This is a genomic window from Desertivirga brevis (assembly GCF_017355835.1).
This window is the reverse complement of the sequence record NZ_JAFEWF010000001.1, coordinates 144,293-165,225: the sequence shown is the minus strand read 5'-3', so window position 1 is coordinate 165,225 and position 20,933 is coordinate 144,293. Positions and strand designations below refer to the sequence as shown.

The 20,933-nt window shown below is 39.3% G+C and carries 24 protein-coding genes; 18 read left to right on the top strand and 6 right to left on the bottom strand.

The genetic code is table 11. The features are described from left to right. Positions 1–305: 305 nt before the first annotated feature. Both J4N25_RS00700 and J4N25_RS00695 read left to right on the top strand, forming a co-directional pair. Positions 306–659, top strand: a complete 354-nt coding sequence (locus tag J4N25_RS00700) for a hypothetical protein (RefSeq protein ID WP_207420214.1) — start codon at positions 306–308, stop codon at positions 657–659. A 12-nt stretch (positions 660–671) separates the two neighbouring features. Further along, positions 672–920 (top strand): hypothetical protein, encoded by a 249-nt coding sequence (locus J4N25_RS00695; protein WP_207420213.1) that lies wholly within the window; start codon positions 672–674, stop codon positions 918–920. 66 nt (positions 921–986) lie between these two features. Here J4N25_RS00695 and J4N25_RS00690 read toward each other — a convergent pair whose 3' ends face one another. Together J4N25_RS00690 and J4N25_RS00685 are read right to left on the bottom strand one after the other, a co-directional pair. Beyond that, positions 987–1,406, bottom strand: coding sequence for a helix-turn-helix domain-containing protein (locus tag J4N25_RS00690; RefSeq protein WP_207420212.1), 420 nt, complete (start codon positions 1,404–1,406; stop codon positions 987–989). A gap of 342 nt (positions 1,407–1,748) precedes the next feature. Beyond that, positions 1,749–2,354, bottom strand: a complete 606-nt coding sequence (locus J4N25_RS00685; RefSeq protein WP_207420211.1) for a Crp/Fnr family transcriptional regulator — start codon at positions 2,352–2,354, stop codon at positions 1,749–1,751. Between the two features lie 169 nt (positions 2,355–2,523). Here J4N25_RS00685 and J4N25_RS00680 point away from each other — a divergent pair, with 169 nt between their 5' ends. Both J4N25_RS00680 and J4N25_RS00675 read left to right on the top strand, forming a co-directional pair. Further along, positions 2,524–3,507, top strand: coding sequence for a quinone oxidoreductase family protein (locus J4N25_RS00680; protein ID WP_207420210.1), 984 nt, complete (start codon positions 2,524–2,526; stop codon positions 3,505–3,507). Between the two features lie 41 nt (positions 3,508–3,548). Next, complete coding sequence (locus J4N25_RS00675) at positions 3,549–4,292, top strand: SDR family NAD(P)-dependent oxidoreductase (protein WP_207420209.1); 744 nt, start codon at positions 3,549–3,551, stop codon at positions 4,290–4,292. A gap of 307 nt (positions 4,293–4,599) precedes the next feature. Here the strand turns inward: J4N25_RS00675 and J4N25_RS00670 are convergent, their stop codons facing one another. Beyond that, positions 4,600–4,965 carry a hypothetical protein gene (locus J4N25_RS00670; RefSeq protein WP_207420208.1) on the bottom strand — a complete coding sequence of 122 codons (366 nt, stop codon included), beginning with the start codon at positions 4,963–4,965 and terminating at the stop codon, positions 4,600–4,602. Between the two features lie 773 nt (positions 4,966–5,738). Here J4N25_RS00670 and J4N25_RS00665 point away from each other — a divergent pair. The 13 genes from J4N25_RS00665 (at position 5,739) to J4N25_RS00605 (ending at position 16,408) form a co-directional block, all read left to right on the top strand. After that, entirely contained in the window at positions 5,739–6,161 is a 423-nt protein-coding gene (locus J4N25_RS00665) for a DUF4279 domain-containing protein (RefSeq protein ID WP_207420207.1), read from the top strand. A 165-nt stretch (positions 6,162–6,326) separates the two neighbouring features. Beyond that, entirely contained in the window at positions 6,327–6,800 is a 474-nt protein-coding gene (locus J4N25_RS00660) for a macro domain-containing protein (RefSeq protein WP_242695746.1), read from the top strand. Positions 6,801–6,945: 145 nt separating this feature from the next. Beyond that, on the top strand, positions 6,946–7,509 hold the full coding sequence (locus tag J4N25_RS00655; RefSeq protein ID WP_207420206.1) for a hypothetical protein: 564 nt from the start codon (positions 6,946–6,948) through the stop codon (positions 7,507–7,509). A 161-nt stretch (positions 7,510–7,670) separates the two neighbouring features. Continuing rightward, entirely contained in the window at positions 7,671–8,108 is a 438-nt protein-coding gene (locus J4N25_RS00650) for a hypothetical protein (protein WP_207420205.1), read from the top strand. 883 nt (positions 8,109–8,991) lie between these two features. Then, positions 8,992–9,363 (top strand): DUF2019 domain-containing protein, encoded by a 372-nt coding sequence (locus J4N25_RS00645; RefSeq protein WP_207420204.1) that lies wholly within the window; start codon positions 8,992–8,994, stop codon positions 9,361–9,363. Positions 9,364–9,459: 96 nt separating this feature from the next. Continuing rightward, positions 9,460–9,690: a hypothetical protein gene (locus tag J4N25_RS00640; RefSeq protein WP_207420203.1), complete on the top strand. Its 231-nt coding sequence runs from the start codon at positions 9,460–9,462 to the stop codon at positions 9,688–9,690. Positions 9,691–10,135: 445 nt separating this feature from the next. After that, the gene (locus J4N25_RS00635; protein ID WP_207420202.1) at positions 10,136–10,678 is read left to right on the top strand and encodes a hypothetical protein; all 543 of its coding nucleotides are present in this window, start codon (positions 10,136–10,138) and stop codon (positions 10,676–10,678) included. A gap of 121 nt (positions 10,679–10,799) precedes the next feature. Continuing rightward, positions 10,800–11,582, top strand: a complete 783-nt coding sequence (locus J4N25_RS00630) for a hypothetical protein (protein WP_207420201.1) — start codon at positions 10,800–10,802, stop codon at positions 11,580–11,582. A 220-nt stretch (positions 11,583–11,802) separates the two neighbouring features. Continuing rightward, the gene (locus tag J4N25_RS00625) at positions 11,803–12,606 is read left to right on the top strand and encodes a lipid II flippase Amj family protein (RefSeq protein WP_242695745.1); all 804 of its coding nucleotides are present in this window, start codon (positions 11,803–11,805) and stop codon (positions 12,604–12,606) included. Positions 12,607–12,637: 31 nt separating this feature from the next. Next, a complete protein-coding gene (locus J4N25_RS00620) occupies positions 12,638–13,003 on the top strand; it encodes a GNAT family N-acetyltransferase (protein ID WP_207420200.1) in 366 nt (121 codons plus the stop codon). Between the two features lie 258 nt (positions 13,004–13,261). After that, entirely contained in the window at positions 13,262–13,942 is a 681-nt protein-coding gene (locus tag J4N25_RS00615; RefSeq protein ID WP_207420199.1) for a hypothetical protein, read from the top strand. Positions 13,943–14,132: 190 nt separating this feature from the next. Beyond that, on the top strand, positions 14,133–14,681 hold the full coding sequence (locus J4N25_RS00610; RefSeq protein ID WP_500784465.1) for a Riean_0653 family protein: 549 nt from the start codon (positions 14,133–14,135) through the stop codon (positions 14,679–14,681). A 245-nt stretch (positions 14,682–14,926) separates the two neighbouring features. Further along, positions 14,927–16,408 (top strand): ATP-binding protein, encoded by a 1,482-nt coding sequence (locus J4N25_RS00605; RefSeq protein WP_207420197.1) that lies wholly within the window; start codon positions 14,927–14,929, stop codon positions 16,406–16,408. Positions 16,409–16,846: 438 nt separating this feature from the next. Here J4N25_RS00605 and J4N25_RS00600 read toward each other — a convergent pair whose 3' ends face one another. Together J4N25_RS00600 and J4N25_RS00595 are read right to left on the bottom strand one after the other, a co-directional pair. Further along, entirely contained in the window at positions 16,847–17,764 is a 918-nt protein-coding gene (locus J4N25_RS00600) for a helix-turn-helix domain-containing protein (protein ID WP_207420196.1), read from the bottom strand. A 62-nt stretch (positions 17,765–17,826) separates the two neighbouring features. Continuing rightward, positions 17,827–18,654, bottom strand: a complete 828-nt coding sequence (locus J4N25_RS00595) for an SDR family NAD(P)-dependent oxidoreductase (RefSeq protein ID WP_207420195.1) — start codon at positions 18,652–18,654, stop codon at positions 17,827–17,829. A 271-nt stretch (positions 18,655–18,925) separates the two neighbouring features. On the opposite strand from J4N25_RS00595, the gene J4N25_RS00590 reads away from it, so the two are divergent. Further along, entirely contained in the window at positions 18,926–19,648 is a 723-nt protein-coding gene (locus J4N25_RS00590) for a siderophore-interacting protein (protein WP_207420194.1), read from the top strand. Here J4N25_RS00590 and J4N25_RS00585 read toward each other — a convergent pair. Then, entirely contained in the window at positions 19,643–20,872 is a 1,230-nt protein-coding gene (locus J4N25_RS00585; protein ID WP_207420193.1) for a TolB family protein, read from the bottom strand. The genes J4N25_RS00590 and J4N25_RS00585 overlap by 6 nt on opposite strands. Between the last annotated feature and the right edge of the window lie 61 nt (positions 20,873–20,933).

Sequence of the window (20,933 nt, the reverse complement as noted above, 5' to 3'; positions counted from 1 at the left end):
ATAAAGATCATTCGAATGGCTAAGGGGAAGAACAGCAAGTGTATGAGATGTTAGCAAAAGAGGTTAAAGCAGGATTTAATGAGGTATTAGTAAGAAACAGATTAGAGAAGTCCACATAAAGTATCACGTAAGGTAAAAATCTTTATCTATTCAGTCTTTCAATCATTCATTCCTTCATTCTCTCATTCAATCCTTCATTCACTCATTCTCTCATCCATTCATTCTCTCATTCATTCCTTCAATCCATCATTCTCTCATTCTCTCATTCATTCATTCCTTCTCTCATTCATTCATTTCAAAAAAACATGGAAAGTATAGTCAACAGCAATCTGATTTTAGGGGCGATACTATCGCTGCTGTTTTCAGTCATCGCCTTTTTTGTGCGGCAGCTGCATAGCGATTTCCGCAAGGTAGAACAAAACCTCAGCGAGATCATCACCAGCACCGAAGTGATCAAGGCCAACATGAACGCCGAAAGCGTGAGAATATTCGAGCGCATCAACTTCCACGAAAAGCGCCTGGAGCAACTGGAAGTTTATTTATTGAAGCATTTTGAGGAAGAGTCGGGAGTAGCGTTGATGAGGAAAAAGAAGGTTGTGGCCGGTAGTGAGAAACCAGTCCTTCCTACCTCTACAAAAACTTCAACTAAAATTACTTAAAGCATTACTATAATGAAGAAAAGATCCTCCATAATAGCCCGTTTAAAATCCCCTACGCCGCCCTTTTTCAAAAAGGTCCGAAACGTTGGGTTAATCCTCAGTGCTCTCGGCTCAGCTCTCCTCTCCGCTCCTATTTCTTTGCCAGTAGCGATAACTACAGTTGCTGGTTACCTGGTAACAGCGGGACTGGTTGCCTCCGCTGTATCCAGTACAGCGGTAGGGAAAGATGAAGGCCAGGATCTGGAAGGCGATGGTCCTTGATTGGGGTTAAATAAAAAATGTCCAGGTGAATAGCCCGGACATTTTTGTTGTATGAGAGTTCACGAATTAAACCGCTATTCTATCTTCTCCTTCATCACCACCTCTCCTTTTCATAAGCGCTTCTACGTCGGCCAGCTTGAAGAAAAGCTTGCCTTTGAATGTATAAGAAGGTAATTCGCCTGTCCTGGTTAAGTCGTATAAGCTACGATCGCTAATGGGCATCAGTTGCATTACCTCCTGCCGATCCAGCCAGCTTTCGCGAAACACCTGCTGTCTCTTCTTATTTAACATAACTGTTTGTACCTCGCTATTTAATTGCTCCCCCTGTTCTTTCTGCTGGTTCAGGGTACCAAAGATCGCAACCAATCCTTCAACAATATCTGCTGAATTCTCTCCCAGGGCGTCTATGGCTTTGCAAACTCTGATAATACGTTTCTTAGTCCTTATGCTTAACGCAGGACTCTGTCTAGACTTCTTTCTTTTCATGAAGATTTTGTGGGTTTAAATAGGTTTAATAAATAAAAGAAATTGAAATTAACCGACCGGGGGATCGCAAAAGAAAGGAAATATCACAATACAATTGCTGAATATTACAGACTCATAAGTACTTGTATTTTTATCGTTTATTATTTATAACATATCTTAAATATAATAAAAAAGATGCCATCGAGACAAAGAATGGGATCGCACCAATAGCGTTACCGCCAGTTCTAATTATAGAAGCATCTTATCTGGTAACAACCTTTCCATTAGAGCTTCAATGTAGGGGGCTCGATTAATAATGGAAATCCGATCTTTTAGGTGTAATTGCTAATTGAGAGTTTATTTTTATTTACGTAATAGATTTTTCCTGATCCTGCTTAAGGTTTCAGCGGAAATGCCTAAATATGACGCTATCATTGTTTGGGGAAATCTTCGGATAAATTCAGGATAAGATTGAAGCATTTCATCATACCGTTCCTCAGCACCTAAGCTGATTGCCGTCTGGATCCTACGTTGAGTAGCAATTGCGCTGTTACGGTCAATCTCTTTTATCATCTTCGCCAAGGGCGGAACCTTAGCTATAAGCTCCTGCATACTCTGATCATTAATCAATAGAACGTCAGAGTCCTCTATCATTTCAATATTATACACGGAGGGCGAGTTTAAGGTGTAGCTTTCGAAATCGCCTAACCACCAGGATTCTATTGCTAAACGGATTACGTTTTCCTGTCCGCTTTTATTCACCATATACATTTTCCCTGCTCCTTTCACAATAAAGGCCATATACTTACAAACGTCCCCTTCCTGCAATAGATACTGCCGCTTTCTTAAGTGTTTAATTTTAAATGTATTCCTAATCAGCTTTTTATCTTCTTCACTTATGGGGAGATTGGATTTGTTTACTATATAATCAAAAAAAGGCTCGAAAATATCTTCGTGAAATTTCAGCATGGAAAATGAACAACTTAAGGTCAAAAATAAAAAATAAAATGCTGAATATTCTCAGTTACCCGACCACTACCCTTGATAAAAGTCAATGTCAATTTACTGCGAAAGTCAAGCTGAGCATCACGGCGAAATCTCAACTTTGAAATATCAAATCAGCAATAAAAATTAAAATATGAAAATAACAGAAGAAACTGGCGTAGTACAAATCAAGAAACAAGGCCCGCCATCCGTTTTAGAATATTCAAAACAAATTGTTGGAGAACCAGGTAACGGCGAAGTATTGATCAGACATAAGGCCATCGCTCTTAATTTTGTCGATGTTCTTTTTCGGAATGGAAGCTTCCCTGTAAATCAGCTTCCTGCTATCATAGGCGTAGAGGCAGCCGGAGTGGTTGAAGCTGTTGGAGAAAATGTTGTTCATTTAAAAGAAGGCGACAGGGTGGTTTATTTTTTCTCTATCGGTGCATATGCTGAAAGAAGATTGATTAATGCAAGTGACTTAATAAAGATACCTGACAATATCCACTTCGACGAGGCTGCCTCTCTGATGGCCAAAGGACTTACTGCCAGAATGTTGATTAAGCAGGCCTATGCTATAAAACCAGGGGATGTAGTTATCGTTCACGCAGCAGCTGGCGGAGTTGGATCGCTGGTGAGCAGATGGGCAAAAGCGCTTGGTGCTCAAGTAATTGGAACCGTTGGGAGCTCTTCGAAAAAAGAGAGGGTTTTACAAGCAGGTATAGATCATGTAATAGCCCTTGACAAAGAAGATTTAGGAGTGGCTGTCCATGCAATAATCCATGGTGAGGGTGTGCAGGCGGTATTTGATGGGGTTGGTAAAGCTACATTTGAAGAGTCGGTCAAATTAATAAAAATTGGGGGTACGGCTGTTCTTTATGGAAATGCCTCCGGTGCACCTTCTATCGATCAGAAACTACTTACCGCTAATCAAATTAAACTGGTTCGTCCGGCACTCGGCCAATATTTGCCTGATCGCGAAAGTGTAGACACTGCTTCAGCAGAGCTGTTTGAAGCCTTTAGTACTGGTATTCTTGGTAAAATTGAACCTACTATCTACCATTTATCAGACGTGGCGAAAGCCCATCAGGATCTCGAATCCAGTCAAACAACAGGGTCAGTAATATTCCATCCATAATACATCACAGAAGAACTAACAAAATTTAAATAAGCAAGATCATGTTAAAATTAGCAAATAAAACAGCGCTGGTTACTGGCGGAAGCCGTGGTATTGGGGCAGCAATTGTAAAAAGGCTCGCAGCCGAAGGAGCTAATGTAATTTTCACTTACGTGAATAGTGCAAATAAGGCAGAGGCTTTGGTAAAGGAAATAGAAAGCTACGGCGTTAAAGCGAAAGCCATAAAAGCCGATACTGGTAGTGCTGTTCAGATTGACGCTGCAATTGCTGCCGCAACAGAATCTGGAAACATCGATATTCTCATCAATAGCGCTGGCCTGTTTGTAACTGGCGGAGTTGAAGATGAGACAGTAGACAAAAATGCACTAAGACAGCAGTGGGACGTGAATGTTATAGGTGTAGCGCACACTGTAAGAACAATAGTTTCAAAAATGAACGATGGAGGCAGGATTATCACGATTGGCTCAACTGGCGCGGCTAGATCACCCTATCCCGGCATTAGCGATTACTCGGCGACAAAAGCAGCGCTTTCTGCCTATACCCGAAGCTGGGCCAGAGATCTTGGTACTAGGAACATCACTGCGAATATCATTCAACCGGGATTGATCAATACCGATATGAATCCTTCTGACGGGCCGTTTAGTGCTGCTATGGTACAGGCTGTAGCTCTCGGCCGCTATGGTGAGCCTGATGATATTAGTGCAGCTGTTGCTTTTCTGGCAAGTGATGATGCCCGGTATATTACCGGCGCAACCTTAAACGTTGACGGCGGTCAAAGCGCGTAATAATTAACTTCGATGCAACGCAGCTTCAGGCTCCATAACAGCCCAAAAGCCGATCAAGAATATTGTTCGGCTTTTTGACTTTTTGCCCCTACCCTTTAATTACTTATGACTATTCTTGAGATAGCTCTCATATTAATAGATAATCTGGAAAAAATTGTCGATATAAGAAGCTATGTGAACGGCTATAACGAATGTATGACATCGACAATCAACCTTATAACTGGTGAAACCGATGTTTCGAATGGACCTTGCTGGATAAATCTTTAGGCTTGTTTCAAGGTTCGTTGGATTATTAAAGCTGTTTAAATTACGAATTTTCAATCTCAGCAAACTTTCGCTTGTTGGTGGGAAGAATATCAATCAATTCATACTTATTTCTGTGAAGGAGGCTAAGGCCGCGTAAATCCAAATAACTCTCCAGAATCTTACGATCGACCATTATCTTCCCTTTGCCAGCTCTATGTCTGTCCTTCCCATTTTTCTTAATTCCTGAAATCCAGTAGATGTCACCTGTTTCTAAATCTGTGCAAGCTCCATGACCTTTACCTAAGAGAGCAAGACCATTAAAATATATCGTCCTGCCGGATCTTGAAAGTTCAACTTCAGCTATCCATGCTGGTCCATCATCGTTATGGCTGGTCTTTAATTCTATATATTTTATTTGTGGTTTCATTTCCGTCGTCAGCAAAATGCCCAACTTGCTAATGGCACTCAAAATCCGTGTATTCGTATTGTATATTATTGTACTTTTCTATTAACTTCCTGTCAATTCGCTTGACATTGTTTTCAATTGTTACCATTTCGCTAGAAGCTGGCTGCAATAAAACCGTCTCCCCAGTTGTAAGTACTAATGTAGGTAAAAAGCAGAAAATTTGATAAGGCTTGATGAGGCATTATTTGTGTGGTTTCCTTTCGCATTAAGCAAGGCTGCGTCTATAACACAACTTTTTCTACCCGCATATACTATTATATTTCCTAAATCAGATAGCCTTTGGAATGGAGGGCACTTTAGTGGCAAGCCATAATTATTTATAATATAGTTTAAGCCAATGACCAACATAGATGTAAGAAAAGAGAAAAATATAATCACCAGTTCAATCATTTTTGGTATTACCCTCTACCTATCTAAATTTTTAAGGGCCTCCTTTATTGATAATCATTCTGCATCTTTTATCCTGGGGTTTGTACCAAATTTCGGACTCGCATTCGCTTTACCATTTATCTATGTAAGTAATAGAATCAGACGGAACAAGCCCGTTAATCACTTTCCTATTGCATGTACCATTACTCTCTTACTTATGATTCTTAATGAAATCAGAGATAATTACCAGCGGGGTCGGGTCTTTGACTGGTATGATATTTATGCGTCCGTAGCTGCGATATTCTGCTCATTAACGGTATTTTATGTATTATTGAAACGTAGGTTACAAATACTTAACGACTGAAATGGGAGCGATTTTACTAATATCGGGTAAGGATCTTGATCCGGATTTTTTAATATTGGGCTGGGATTTGAGACCAGCGACAATTCATCGAAAAGGAGAACCATTTAGAAAGACTAAACCTGAAGGCGAAAAGAGAAATACCTCAACAATAATTTACGACATTAGCAATGCAGAATATTCTGACTTGCCTGCTCAGATAAAAGAAACGACTGCTTTTTTAAAAGATAACAAGCATTATTTGGAGAAGCTGGAAATGGATAAGACAATTGACAGTATCGCAATTGATTTTTCGTATAATTCTAGAATAGACGGATTAAAGATAGAGGTTCAACATGACAGTTTTCCTGCACAATTCATTAGAATTGCCGGGCACTTGAACATCGAGTTACGTTTAACCCAATGGGCTTACGATTCGACGGAGTAACATGTACATACATCGCTTTTGATTTGTTTACCTTGTTTACTCTGTTTTTATCAAGTTAAGTGCGGAAACGGAAGAAGGATATTCAACCCTCTCAATTTTTAGCCCTCATGCTTGTCAGTCGCAAAAAAGGATAGTACATTGTACGAAGCACAAAAATAGTAACTGATGATAACAGACATCAAATATATTAAAGGAGATGCAACGAGCCCAACAGCGAAGGGGAATAAAATTATCGTTCATATCTGCAATGACGTAGGTGGTTGGGGTAAAGGTTTTGTTATGGCCCTATCCCAGAAGTGGTCTGAACCGGAGAAGAAATATCGCGAGTGGTACAAATCGAAGGATAATTTCAAACTAGGAGAAGTGCAGTTTGTGCAGGTAGAGAAGGATACTTGGATAGCGAATGTAATCGGGCAACGGGATATAAGAAGAGACAAAGATGGTGTGCCCCCAATCCGTTATGATGCTGTTGCTTCGGGGCTCGACAAGGTGGGAAATTTCGCTAAAGACTTTAGTGCTTCTGTTCATATGCCTAGGATCGGCTGTGGTCTTGCTGGAGGATCATGGGATAAAATTGAACCACTCGTATTTACGCATATTGTTGATAAGCTGGTTGATGTTACTGTCTACGATTTTTAGGGACAGCGCCACCATTGAAGAAGACGTACCTATGTCTTACAAAACGATGATATCCTCAACACTTGAACTTTAGAGAAAACTTCGTATATATGGGAAATAAAGCTCTATTGCGTTTATCCTCACACGTTCCCAGAAATTATAAAACATGAAAATCGTACTATTATCCTTGTTCCTTTTCTTCACAACTTTGCAACTGGCAGCACAAAGCAGAATGAAAGATGGCTCTTACGTAACGACAAGTGGAGATACAATTATTTGCCAAATAGTAACGACCCCTACAATTACGGGAAAGATTAATTTTTCAGCTCTTGCAAAGCGCCTAACAGTAATTGAAAATAATGAAAAGAAAAAGTTTGGCCCGTCTGACATAAAATCTTTTGTTGTTAAAGACGAACAAGGTGTGTCCCACACTTTCGTTTCTCTCACTGGCGACAACAGCCGATTTTTTAATGAAGTTATAAAAGGAAAACTTTCACTTTACAATCTATACTCAACCCATCCTTATGACGGCTCCACTTCCATATTACCAATAATGGTTAAGGACGACAAGATTGTTTATTTAAATGTTATAAATCCTAGGCAGAGAATTGCAAGCCTGATTTCTGACTGCCCAGAATTATTTAAAGCATGGACTGAAACAGACAAATATTCTCCTAAAGACAGAGAAGCTGTCGTCAAAGCTTACAATGAGTGTGGAACTAAAAAATGACTTCTGGTCACCTAAAGGTTTGTACTTATAGGTGTCATAACTTACAGTACTGTCTCAAAAAAGGATAGGAAACCTTTGCAGGTTGCAATTACTATGCTAATTCTAGGAATAGCCATATTTGTTAAAGCCTTCGGATATTTGCCACAGAAAAAATTCACAGAGTGAACCAGACTAGATTATCAGAATTGATTGAATTATTCTTAAAGAATAAATACCCTGAGTTCCTGCCGACGCTAAAATATCAGGTGGACGGTTCATTTGATTGCGAACTTAGAAGCTTATCAAATGAATTTTCAATCTGGATTGCAACTTATAACTCTGAAATTACAATTGGCTTGGTAGATCCAGATGGAAGCACAGACATACATACACACATATCTTGCTACCATGAAGAAGATGTAAACGACGCTCTATATGACTTATCTACCAGAATAAATGAAATCAAGCATGACAAACTTATTCTATATTATAGTGAGCGTACTGGCTACGACTGGACCTGCGATATTAACTCGGTTTATGAAAAGCGAAAGCCTGAGGAAGATATCCGAGCATATTCTTGGAAAGATTCTCAAAATGGTTCTGGTCCCCAAAAGCCGTAAGATCTCAAAAAACGATAGTAATTGCAGATGATAGAACTAGAAACATTTGGATACGAAGATTTTGACCGACTTATTTCTTGGGTAAAAAGTGAAAAAGAAATGATTACATTCTGGAACAGTAGGCCTGTGTACATCTGTTTCTTGGTTCACCATTGCTATAAGAAGATAAGTTCTTGAACGCTAGATAAAATTTCGTATATATGGGAAGTAAGCGCAATTGCCTTTAGGCGATGTTAATTGCAAGCCTAAAAAAATCGACAACCTCCGTGGAATCAATAGGAACTTTACTTTTGCTGTTAGTCCCACCCTTGGGGGTTGGGCTCCTTTTGCAAGGAACTAAGAAATCGGCGACAAGAAGAATTTTAAAATGTGTTTTAGGTTTTTCTTTTTGTTATTTCCAATACTATATTTTCTTATCGGCAACAGTTCTCATAATACCTTAATAAAAGATTTAGTAGGAACTTATTTTTTATTTGGAAATAATGAAACGATATTAACCCTACTAGACGATAGTACATTTTCGCTGACACAAGAAACGCTCTCGCCTAGCACCGAAAAGGGAAAATGGCATTTAAGCTTGCATGATTTCGACCAAGTGGACTTAAACTTCGAAAATAAAAAAGATGAAAGCTTTGAGGTAATCCGCCAAGGTGACTCCGTAATACTTAGCGACGAGATTGCTACACACCAAGAAAATAAGAGGTTTATCAAAAAGACTGACTAAAAAGCCCAGCAGTCAATACAGTGTTTATGTTATGCCCGGGCGGCGTAAATCTCGTTCCTTTTCTTCTTTTTATTTACCTTAGTGCGGGGTGACAGTGAATTGCTTCTAATCGGGCACTACTTAAACCCTTAGCCGTTAGGGCAAGTAAGATAAAAACCAATGACCGATCCAATCCAAGAGTACATAAGACTAGCTTGTGAGCATGGGGAATGCATTTTGAATGGTGATTCAAAAAAAGGGAACAAGATTCACAAAGCTTTGATGAAGTCAATTAATCAGATTAGAAAAGGTACTAGTGAAACGCGGGAAGCATTTTATCAACTACTTAATCATAACAACGACTCCGTCAAAATTTGGACTTCCACGGCTTTATTAGCAACCTTAGAACGAGAAGCAGTTCTGGCTTTAGAAACTATCGCTCAAAACAATAAAGATATTTTTTCATTAACAGCAAGCGGAACATTAGATTGTTGGAATAAGGGAATCCTGACACATATTCTCGACTGGCGACAATCTGAAACAGCGGACTAAATTGCCTGCCCAATACTACCATGTATGAGTTATGGTCTAGAAGAGCCACAGAACAGATATTTAAATGTCTTTTGTTTTTTTGATGTAAATTAGCTTATGACAAAATTATACCTATTGCTACTTTTGATTGTAGTCTTGCAGGTAAGATGTAAAGAAGAAGAATCGGAAACGATTACAATTGTTACCGGTCGCATTTACGATCCAATTCTTGGGAAGCCAATAGGTGGAAAAGTAGCTTTATGGGCATACAAATCAAATGGCGATTGGTATAAAAGTAGTAGTTATCCGTATAAAAAGCTGGATTCTGTAAGAACAACTGTAGATTGAAGTTTTGCTCACACCCTGAAAGGTCTGATGGAGGGACAATATTTGGTTCAACTCTGGACTGTACACTTCATATTGGAATACGGAACACTTGATCAAGAGCTAACCAAAGTGTGTTTAGAAGAAATTGAAAAGTACTCAGAAATTGAACTATTGCCGGTGGTCGCTATTCAAGAAAAGGACTGGTTAAAACAATGTCAAAAAGCATTACGTCTACTATCTCATAAAAGGATAAATTACCCAGTTAATAGAGGTTTTATGTAAAAGCGATGAATCAAGAAAACGTTAAATTTTGGGTTAAAACACTAACTCTGGTGACAGTTATAATTGCATGTGCTGTTTACTTGACGTTTGTTTTCCTAATGAACTTCATGACAGGAGGTCCTCCGAAAACCTGCCTTTATAATATATTTTAGAGTTATATAAACAAATTGAGCGTCATTAATAAATGAAAAGAATCTTCTTAATCTACTTAATTCTCTCAGCAGCTTTAATCCTTAACCTTGTGCTTGACATTGTAAAAGGTATTAGCCTGCAAGGATATTGGGCCGACAGGATATTTTTCTGGATATGGCTAGTCTATACCCTTTACATACTTATAAAATTTTGGAGTAAAAGAGGAGTTAGATTTTACGGATGGACTTTAGCCACTCTTTTAGGATTAAGTATGCTGCCCATGTTTATTCCTTTCATAGCAATTATACTAACTGGATTCGGATTAGACAGAACGTATGGTAATGACTTCAACGACAATCTAAGAGTGCAGGTAACTGGAAAAAGTGTAATGGGACGCCCTAACGTAGAACTAATTAGAAAGTATGGACTTTACGAGGTGGTGTTAGGTGAAATGAGCGGATTTGACCTTGTGGATGAGCTAAATGATTTAGAAAATATCAAGAGAATAAAGATTTTAGAAGAGAATAAAAATAACTTGCTCGTGGTGTTTTATTTCCCAAATCGCGGAAATAGGCACTGGTTGAAAAAAAAATAACGTCGCTCAATCGAAGTACTGTCTCAAAAAACGATAGTATCCGCAATAATTAGACTTAAAATAAAAACCGGTATATGAGAGTTTTGCAAAGCTCCTATATAAAGATGTTAAAAGCAAAGGAATGAAAGACCGTCATAAATTAAACTTGTTCTATTCCAGGAAGGAAAAAGGTCCCGACATTTTGAATGTGCAGGAAATTACTGAGAAGGTTTTCTCTGCCACGGAACTAGGAATAAATACCTTGGCGATGGACTTTCCAGTTGGTACAAGCTTAAAGCACAGAAAAGAACTCGAGGACAAATGGATAGAGGTTCTTCCTACTCTTGACTCAGTTAAGGCCCTCTCTGTCCGACATAGAGTAAATCAAGAATTTTTTGAGGCAGTTTGCAAAATGAAAAATCTCGAACAGCTCCACTTTTGGACTTCAACAGTTGAAAACAGTTCTAGTATTTCAAAGCTTCAAAAGCTTAAACGATTAAACTTGAACAGTTTTAGCCGACTAATTGATATAAGCCCGCTTTTAGAACTGAAAAATTTACAATTACTCTCGATCGAGAATTCATTCAAGGTCGAGAATTATGAGCTAATTGGACAAATGACGCAGTTGAAAGGCTTGCGTTTGGGCGGGGACGCATTTGCTCCAAAAAAACTCCGACTGAGAAGTTTAAAGGCGTATAGTAATCTAAAAAATTTAAGACACCTAGATTTAACAACTTCATCTGTAGTTGACAATTCCTACGAGACCATTTTAGAATTGCAGAATTTGGAGCGGTTTGATATTACTGGAATTATTCCAAGGCTTACAAGAGAATTGATAAAAGCGAACCATGAAAAATTAACAGCAGGATTGTTTATGGATTGGGACTACGACAACAAGAGGTTATATCCTGGAAAGGAATGGTAAAAGTTGATTGCTGCTCCGATAAGCATATTTGCTATAGGTTTCATTTCTTAATACCTTAAGGAGGTAATGCAAGTCGAAGTTTTTTGTTCGGAATCCTTATCTTACTTTAAGACGTTCCAAACTTACATATCAATCATTACTCTTGTCTCAAAAAACGATGCTTTCAATTTCCATTAGACCGGTAGATTATTTATAATTTTAGGAACTTTCTAATAGTGCTATGATAACCTCTCAGATCGCAATTGTCCTGGTTCTTACCTTAGTGATTAATATTATTACTACCCTTTCCTACTCGGTAAGAATTGTAGGAATCCGGACAGGAAGGATTGCAATATCCTTTGCCTTGTTTAATATCTTGGTATTAATATCTCGCACAGCCAATGGGTTCCAGGCGCCGTTACTTGCAAAGGCTGTAGAAAATGATATTAAAAATGGTATAAGCAGTAACATAGAGCCCTTTCGGTGGGTAATTTTATCGTGTACCATTGGAACTATTCTGGGTGCTTTCCTGATCCCCACATTTCAACGGATACTCTCAAAAGCTGTTCTAAGCTTTAGTTTATATAAATCCGTCCCGCGTCTTTTACTGCACGGCTTCTCAAAAAATGGGATTTTATATTTTAAGGAAAGCCTAACAGTACCAGCAAAAGAGAATATTACACAGATACGTTTAGACAATGGTTTTCCCTGGAGAATTTTTATTCTAAACGTGGTTGCCGTTATGATTTTAACTATAGGTGTTTTATCTGCGGTATATGCATCTTACATTAATCCTGATTACAGAACTACGGCGAGTAATCTATCTGCTTTTATTAATGGCTTCGCTACTATCCTTATGTTTACATTTATTGATCCCCATTTATCAATAATGACAGACGATGTGGTATTGGGCAAATGCTCTGAATCCACCTTCAGAAAGTATATAATTTATATGGTAGTGGCCAGGGTTATCGGAACACTTTTAGCCCAAGTGGTTTTCTTCCCATGCTCGGAGTTACTAGCAGTAATCGCAGAGAAAATGTAGGCAAGTCCCTCAAAACGATGATAATTCGCACATGATTAAACTAGAAACATTTGGATACGAAGATTTTGACCGGCTTATTTCTTGGGTAAAAAGTGAAAAAGAAATGATCCAGTTTGCGGGACCCGTTTTTACATATCCGTTGACCCGTGAGCAGTTAATACAATATTCAACAAATAAAGTAAGACAAGTTTTTAAGGTTCGATTAATATCAACAGGAGAAGTTGTTGGGCACTGTGAGCTAAATTTTCAGAACCAGATTCCCAGACTCTCAAGAATATTGATTGGAGACAGTACATTAAGAAATCAAGGTATGGGTAAGGCTATTGTAAGGAGTTTATTAGATCGTGTATTTGAAAGTACTTGCCACGATTCCGTTGATTTGACTGTCTTCAACTAAAACCTCAATGCTATTGCAAGTTACCAACGCATTGGATTTGAAATTAGATTTGGTTTAGAAACTCACATGGAGGTGAGCGGAGAGACTTGGACAGCTTATAATATGGTGATTAATAAGGAAAAGTATTACAGTAATAGGTCTTCATTAGCCATTACCTGACGTCTCAGAAAACGATGGAAATGAAGAAGGACGCAAAATATCGGAAAGGATTAATCCTGCTTAATAGAAGAGTCTAAAAACAAAGGTTAATGTATAGATATGTTGTATATTATTGAAATAGATGTCGTTAGTAGTATAGAAGCTTCAAGAAATGCACATTCAATTGTGAGCCTTTACTTACGGCAACTAAAAAAAGTGGATACAGGGAAATACCGTAGAATAAATATTAATCTATGCGAGGAGAAGATTGAGCCTAGAATAGAATTTCTGCCAATAGAAGTGGCAACTTATTATTCCTCTTTTGATAGTAAACATTATCTCACTACAGATGAGTATTCAAAAAAAAAGTTACTGCTTAATGTGATACTAGAAGCGATAATCGCCTGCGCAGTGAAATTTAATTGGGATAAGGATTCTTTTCTTGATGCTTATAACCGTTGCCTAGAATTAGGAATTGTGAATGAGTGGTTTTTCAAAAATAAATTGTTTAGGTCTCCAAATAGAACTTATTATGGGGGAATAAAGCATATTTACGATTTTAAGGGGTTTCAGATCTATTTTGTTCTATATAATGCCAAGAAAGAAGAAATAGGGACCCGATTAGTGTTTAAAAATGACTTTGAGGCTTTCTCTTTGGAATGGGCTTCATGGCAGAAAAGTAATGAGGTTTTTTGGTTTAAGTTCAAACCACCGAAGAAAATTTTTGAAGTAATTATAACTGATGTCTTGATTAATTCACCCGTAAGAATTCCACATAGATTCTCTGACTGGTTTAAATAGCCCAATTAGCAGTAGGTGTTTTGATATGGATATCTGAGGTAATCATAGGATAGTTGAAATCTCAAAAAAGGATAGGAAGCCCTGGAGTAGTAACCCCGCGTACGTCCGCTTCTTGGTTCACAATAACCATTGTTAAGATACCCTATCTTTTTTTAAAGTGCGGTCCTTTTTATATTTGGATTACTGATATTTGAGTGTATTTTTAGGAATACAAAGCCACAACTATTATTACCAACCTTATTATGAGAAAATTCTACTTTTTCCTATCTCTCCTTTCTTTCGTTGTTTTTTTGGCGCTTTTTCATGTCGTAAAATAAGTGAAGGAGACGGTTCTCCCTTACCACCTGCTACTCATTCAGGCAATGGTACTATGGGATTTCTTTTAAATGGTAAGCGGTGGGTGGACCGTAGCGAGGATTTCAAAACATCTTCCACTCGTGCTGTACGGGGCAATAATACATTATACGTGAAAGGGTTGAACTCAACATCACAACTATTATTCTTATTTGAAGATCCTAAAACTGGAGAGTACCAGCTAAAAAATGAAGAAAGCGTACAATTAGCCTATTACAATTCAGATCCTGAGCCTGTTCTGCTTTTAAATGATTCAGGAAATAAACTCAAGATTACTTACTACGATGGAAAGATTATAGCAGGAACTTTTCAATTGGTCTTTAAACTGCATTCTGGAGAATTACTCACTATTACCTCCGGCAGATTTGATATTCTTATAAGATGATTTTCCATCCCGTCCCTTTTTAGCAATGAAATACTAAATAAGTACCAGTCTCACAAAACGATGAATTGACTTCTAACTCGCTTGGTTGTAAGCAAGAGTGACATCACGGCTTGGATATTTGATTACCACCGTGTCACTTAGTTTCAGTCCTTACAGAGAGTTGTTCAATCCCTAATTTAATTAACCTAAATCGTAAACCGACGGCAATTTATTCTGTTACTTACGAAGCTTTTATACATTTGTGCGTGAGCCAATCAAACAACGATTCATTTTATAGCAGTAAAGAATTTCATAATTTTTTCAAAAACTCGCCGCGTTCTTTGGTGCTCAAGGCCGACGCTCCCCGTTTTACCATTTTGGCGGTCAGTGATAATTACTTAAACCTCGTGCACAAACAACGCGGGGAAATATTGGGTAAAGGCCTTTTTGAGGCGTTCCCGGGAAGCGAGGGTGATCCGTCGGAGCAGAATAGCGTTCAAAGTTCATTTATGCGAGTCATCACAACAAGGGAGCCCGACGAGCTACCCATATTCAAATATGAAATAGTTGTCGACAATACCGGTAAGAAAGAAACACACTACTGGACAAACTTAAATGAACCGATTTTTGATGAGGAAGGTAACGTGGCCGACCTCATTAACACCACTACAAACATCACGGGCCGTATCAGATTGGAGCAGGCTGTCGAAGAGAGCGAAGCCCGCTTTCGTATCATGGCCGAGGGAACCAATATCTTTATAGCCATGGCCGACCAGGAAAGCAATGCTATTTATTTCAACCGGGCATGGAGCAGATTAACCGGCCGATCCGTTGAAGATTTAATGGCTTACGGTTGGGTAGACCTGCTACACCCTGAAGATAAAGAGCGGTACCTTAAAATTTACCTTGATGCATTCAAGGTAAAAGGTCCGTTTCATGGCGACTTTCGCATATTGAATAAAGATGGAGAGTACCGGTGGTTATTAGCTGATGGTTCAGCACGCTGGCATACCGACGGTTCATTTGCGGGATACGTCAGTGCATCTATTGATATTACCGAGCAAAAGCAAAGCGAGCAGCGCAAAAATGACTTTATCTCGATGGTTAGCCATGAGCTGAAAACCCCACTAACTTCTATTAAAAGCTTTGTTCAGGTATTACAGCGAAAAGCCCAAAAAGACGGGGATGAGCTAACTGTATCAATGCTCGATAAAGCTGATAAGCAAGTTAGCCGTATGACTACGCTGATCAACGGTTTCCTCAATGTATCACGGCTGGAATCAGCCCAGATCTTTATAGACTACAAGCACTTTGATCTCGCCGAATTGATAAAAGAAACGGAGGAAGATACTCTGGCTCATATCAGTAGCCATAAAGTAGTTTTTGCGCCTGTTGAACCCACTATCGTAAATGCTGATCGGGATAAGATTGCCCAGGTGATACAAAACCTAATCAGCAACGCGGCAAAATACTCTCCACAAAGTAGCACCATACAGGTCGCCTGCACGACACAGGATGGAAAGGCGGTAGTCAGTGTGAAGGATGAAGGTCGGGGTATCAGCGAGACAGATTTACCTAAATTGTTTGAGCGCTATTACAGGGTAGAAAGCGATGAAAACAGGCACATCGCGGGCTTCGGTATCGGCCTCTACCTGAGTGGTGAAATCATTAAGCGGCACGATGGCGAAATATGGGCGGAAAGTAAAGTAGACGAAGGGAGTACCTTTTATTTTACACTGCCGGTATAGTATATGGAGCGAGCAATATTAGAAATGCAAGTCTCAAAAAATGATAGTATGATTTAATCCTGCTACAGTATTCAATTTTATATTTGGTAACACTTCATATTCTTGGTCCTGTGTTATAGCCTTTCCATCTAAAATTAATACCGGCCCATTTACTACAAGCCCTGCTCCTTTTTCCGTACTTACGTCACGATATCTTTCTAATGCGCTTTTATAAAATTCCCGAAGAAATTTTCTTGACTGATTTCCCCCCGTTTGTAAGAATATAATTCCGCTGGCTGGACTACATAGTATAAGTTTTCTGCGGTTTTCCAATCTATGTGATTGATGAGAACTAAGTCTTGAAATCCTAAGATCTTATAGTATCATCATTGTTTTTTGCGACAATTCATTCATCCAGGAGGAGTTAGGAGTTAAGCAATAGATGATGCAGGAAACGGATCAATTAAACGACGCTCTAAACTCCAGGGGAGAAAGCTTGGTTTTAGTCTTAAATAACTTGCTGAAGGATTGTGAGTGCTCAAAGCCCAAGGCATAGGCAACCTCGCTAACTGATAATCTTGTGGTTGAGAGCTTTTCTTTTGCCGTCTCAATCAGCCTGTCATGAATATGCTGCTGAGCACTTTGGCCAGTAAGCGAGCGCAACATGTCACTCAGGTAGTTAGGAGAAAGGTTAAGATTTTGAGCCAAGTACGCTACGGTAGGTATACCCTTATTAACGCTCAGCCCATTTTTAAAATAATTATCCAGCAGCTCTTCCATGCGTTCTAGAATACTGTCATTGGAGGCTTTCCGGGTCAGGAACTGTCGCTTGTAAAAACGATTGGCATAACTCAGCAATAACTCCAGCTGAGAAATAATAACGTCCTGACTGAAATTATCGATCCGGCTATCAAGTTCCCTTTCTACAAAACCGAAGATAGCGAGAATCGTATTCTTTTCTTCTTCCGATAGATGCAGCGTTTCATTGGTGCTGTAGGAAAAGAAGCCATACTCTTTAACCTTTTTAGCAAGCGGGTAACCCAGGAAAAAATCAGGATGAACAAGGAGGGTGTATTGAGAACATACAGATCCCTCCAGATCATTACCCCCTATGATTTGTCCGGGAGCAGCGAATAATAAGCCCCCCTCGTCGAAATCATAATAACTCTGGCCATATTTCAACTTTCCGCCAAGTTTTGGCTTGTACGCAATTTTGTAATAAGCTAATACATGCGGTGTTGAAAGTTTTCCTTCAAGTACGCCATGAGCGCCATTAATCAGACTGATCAGCGGATGTTTAGGCTGAGGCAGGCCGAACATCCGGTGCGCTTCGGTAAGCGACTCCAATTTTAATGGCTGTTGATCATTCTTTTTCATAAAAGCTAAATTAAGGACACCTATCCATACTATATGCTGACAGGTGTCCAATTTTTGTCATTTCACTGGGCTGAACGGGAAATCTCGTCCCAAGCTTCCCAGGTAGCCAGTCGCTCTGCATACACCGCTTTTAGACCAGGCAGGTTATGACTGCCCAGGTTAAAGCGTAGCGGAGGGTTTTCTGCATCCACCACCTTAAATAAGGCCTGCGGTGTAGCGGCAGGGTTCCCCTTTTCCATGCCCCGCATCCCCTCCATAAATTTCGTTTTGAAATCATGGTAAACTTCATTCCCCGTGAAGAGCTTCCCAATCTGTTCACTACCAAATTCGGTTGCATACGCGCCAGGTTCAACGATCGTGACATTGATGCCGAATTGAGAAACTTCCATTGCAAGGCTTTCATAGATCGCCTCAAAAGCCCACTTAGAAGAACAATAATAACCCAGGATGGGCAAAGCCATGTGACCCAAATTACTGGAAGTACCCAGGATATGACCGTAACCCTGCTCCCTTAAAAGAGGCAATGCGGCCTGAATTACCGTCACCGGACCCAACACATTCGTTTCGTACAAGGCCCGGATATCTTCTGCGTTTCCATCTTCGATTGTACCAACAAGCGGGTAACCGGCATTATTCAACACGATGTCCAGTCGGCCAAAATAGCTATGGGCTCTGGTAACAACTTCCTTTACCTGTTCGGCATTAGTCACATCAAGTTGCAGAGTAAGAACTCTATCGCCATATTTGTCTTTAAGCTTACTCAAGTCTTCTGTTTTGCGTGCGGTTGCTGCCACCAAGTCACCTCTTTCCAATGCTGCTTCTGTCCAGATTCGTCCTAAACCACGTGAAGCGCCGGTAATGAACCATACTTTATTTTCTCTATGTTCCATAATATTTCGATCTTATAGCAACAAAGTTCGGCAAACACTAAATGGCTTTTGTAGCCTAATTACTGGTCCTTGTAGGCTAATCCCGGTTTAGTTACATGAAGAAAGGAAAGAAACTCTGGTAAAAGCAGGCATTAAGAAATTGTATTAAATCGTCTCTTCTTTGCAATACCATTGCACCTTCAGGGTAACTAGGTTTGTATCAAAATAAATATTAAAGGATCAGAAATAACAGGTTCGGTCCAGGTGTTAACCGTCTATTTATAAGATTATCATGCCTACTTTACCAAAATGGCTGGGAGATGTAGTTGAAACAGCTTTTAGCAGCAAAATTCATTATGTAAGGGTTGCGGATGTAGAGTATTTACACCCCAAGTTGAAGCAAGTAACGTTTACTGGCGATTTTTCAAGTATCAACTTCCAAGTTGGCTACGCCTTAGCCTTTCGTGTTACAGAAAGAGAATTCAGGAATTATACTCCTAGTTTTTTCGATCGAAGAACAGGCGTTTGTAGGGTTTTATTTCATCTTCACGGAAAGGGACCAGGTAGTAATTTTGCAGCGGAACTTAAGATCGGAGACGAAGTTCGGCTTATTGAACCAAGAGGAAAAACCTTCTATCAGGCTGAAAAAAGCCATCATTTCTTCTTTGGCGACGAAACATCACTAAGTATATATAGAAGTTTGGCCTCAGTGATTGATGGTAACAATCAAACCTATGACGGTATAATTGAGCTTAGTGATTTGGATACGATTCCCAGACAGTTAGGATTGAACGTGAAAACAGTTGAAAAAGGAACGACCCCAGGCCAGCGAACGCTCGAACTGTTTAATACCCTGGAATTAGAAAACAGAATTGGGTGGAATGAGGCGGTTTATTACCTTACTGGAAATGCAAAGGCAATCCAGCTAATTGTAAAGGAATTAAAGCAACGTGGAATAAAGCCCAGGCAAATAATAACCCAGGCTTTTTGGGCTACTGGAAAAGTGGGACTATAGCTTTATCTTATACAAGCTATGGCTGTTATTAGAATAAAGGTTGATTAAGAGATCTGTCCCACCCCATTTAAAGTCTGCATTTGTGTAATAAAAAGGTTGGCCGGAAGAATTAGTCAATTGCTTTAACCCTTTAGTAGTTGTATTATATAACCAAACTTCATCTTTGCCGGTCCAGTTGCTTACGAATGCAATATGAGCTCCATCAGGAGATTCAGCAAAGCTGCCACCATGCCCGCGGCCATTAATAAGTTGCTGCAGCTGCTTTGTTTCAAAGTTATATCTGTAAATACCACCCCGCTTTCTCCATGTTGGGGGGAGATTATAATCCCCATCTATTAAAACAGATTTACCATCTATACCAGCAGAAATCCTACCAGTTGGGTGAAAATTGAGTGCACCAAAATCAGCAATAGATGTTTTAACCTTTGTTGTAAGGTCTATCTTCCACATATTCATAAATGCCTTATCTGCTCTTTTCTCTAATGTGTTAATCAAAAGGGCTTTATCATCAGCCGAAAAAGCCATCCCGCTCACTGCGTACTCCTTGTGATCGACGTCCCATACAAGAACCTCAGTATTAGCATCAGCATCGTAAACCATTATCTTATCAGTAAATACGGTGTTGCCCTCCTTGATTGTTTTGTAAAAAGCCAACTTATTTACCAGATGAGCCCAATTAGGGGCAGAAGCATTGGATTCGTTTTTGACTTCACTATTGGTAGTGCGGTTTCTTACCTTAATGCCTGGGTTTATTTGAGAAGCTACAAATGTATTATTGAAGGAGAACTTGGATGGATCTTGAAGCATTTCTCCTGGAAATACCTCCGTAATTTCCAATGGAGCCGAGGGAACAGCACTTACTGTGTCGGAATTATAGAACTTTGTACCCTTGAAGGTTTTTACAAAGAAGTAATAAGGAACATTGTTGTTAAGCTTCGATAAGGTGATTCTATCCGTACCCACTTTAACATTTTTAAACAACTTCAGCGAGCTGCTATCTGTACCGAAATAGACTTCAAAATGATCGGGGGTGGCTGGTTCTGAAGAATAACTTGTATACGGGCGTGGATCTCTTAATACTAAATCCACCTTTTGATCTCCCCTATCTGCTATAAGGTCAGGAACCCAAAAAAATGACGAGTTAAGCGGTTCGACATTATTGTTAGAATCTTTAGTGCAGGAAATAACAGTCAATAATAGTAATAGGGCGCTCAGGTATCTCATGGTAATTAGTTTATTATAGTGACGAAGCAAGTTATGAAAACGCGACAGGAATAATATAAAT

Coding starts and splice junctions, on each gene's coding strand:
- J4N25_RS00690 (WP_207420212.1), bottom strand. CDS start 1,406: ATGAAAAGAAAGAAGTCTAGACAGAGTCCTGCGTTAAGCATAAGGACT.
- J4N25_RS00615 (WP_207420199.1), top strand. CDS start 13,262: ATGTTGTATATTATTGAAATAGATGTCGTTAGTAGTATAGAAGCTTCA.
- J4N25_RS00585 (WP_207420193.1), bottom strand. CDS start 20,872: ATGAGATACCTGAGCGCCCTATTACTATTATTGACTGTTATTTCCTGC.
- J4N25_RS00685 (WP_207420211.1), bottom strand. CDS start 2,354: ATGCTGAAATTTCACGAAGATATTTTCGAGCCTTTTTTTGATTATATA.
- J4N25_RS00630 (WP_207420201.1), top strand. CDS start 10,800: ATGAAAGACCGTCATAAATTAAACTTGTTCTATTCCAGGAAGGAAAAA.
- J4N25_RS00645 (WP_207420204.1), top strand. CDS start 8,992: ATGACCGATCCAATCCAAGAGTACATAAGACTAGCTTGTGAGCATGGG.
- J4N25_RS00625 (WP_242695745.1), top strand. CDS start 11,803: ATGATAACCTCTCAGATCGCAATTGTCCTGGTTCTTACCTTAGTGATT.
- J4N25_RS00670 (WP_207420208.1), bottom strand. CDS start 4,965: ATGAAACCACAAATAAAATATATAGAATTAAAGACCAGCCATAACGAT.
- J4N25_RS00665 (WP_207420207.1), top strand. CDS start 5,739: ATGGGAGCGATTTTACTAATATCGGGTAAGGATCTTGATCCGGATTTT.
- J4N25_RS00680 (WP_207420210.1), top strand. CDS start 2,524: ATGAAAATAACAGAAGAAACTGGCGTAGTACAAATCAAGAAACAAGGC.
- J4N25_RS00635 (WP_207420202.1), top strand. CDS start 10,136: ATGAAAAGAATCTTCTTAATCTACTTAATTCTCTCAGCAGCTTTAATC.
- J4N25_RS00620 (WP_207420200.1), top strand. CDS start 12,638: ATGATTAAACTAGAAACATTTGGATACGAAGATTTTGACCGGCTTATT.
- J4N25_RS00640 (WP_207420203.1), top strand. CDS start 9,460: ATGACAAAATTATACCTATTGCTACTTTTGATTGTAGTCTTGCAGGTA.
- J4N25_RS00600 (WP_207420196.1), bottom strand. CDS start 17,764: ATGAAAAAGAATGATCAACAGCCATTAAAATTGGAGTCGCTTACCGAA.
- J4N25_RS00675 (WP_207420209.1), top strand. CDS start 3,549: ATGTTAAAATTAGCAAATAAAACAGCGCTGGTTACTGGCGGAAGCCGT.
- J4N25_RS00700 (WP_207420214.1), top strand. CDS start 306: ATGGAAAGTATAGTCAACAGCAATCTGATTTTAGGGGCGATACTATCG.
- J4N25_RS00660 (WP_242695746.1), top strand. CDS start 6,327: ATGATAACAGACATCAAATATATTAAAGGAGATGCAACGAGCCCAACA.
- J4N25_RS00655 (WP_207420206.1), top strand. CDS start 6,946: ATGAAAATCGTACTATTATCCTTGTTCCTTTTCTTCACAACTTTGCAA.
- J4N25_RS00695 (WP_207420213.1), top strand. CDS start 672: ATGAAGAAAAGATCCTCCATAATAGCCCGTTTAAAATCCCCTACGCCG.
- J4N25_RS00590 (WP_207420194.1), top strand. CDS start 18,926: ATGCCTACTTTACCAAAATGGCTGGGAGATGTAGTTGAAACAGCTTTT.
- J4N25_RS00595 (WP_207420195.1), bottom strand. CDS start 18,654: ATGGAACATAGAGAAAATAAAGTATGGTTCATTACCGGCGCTTCACGT.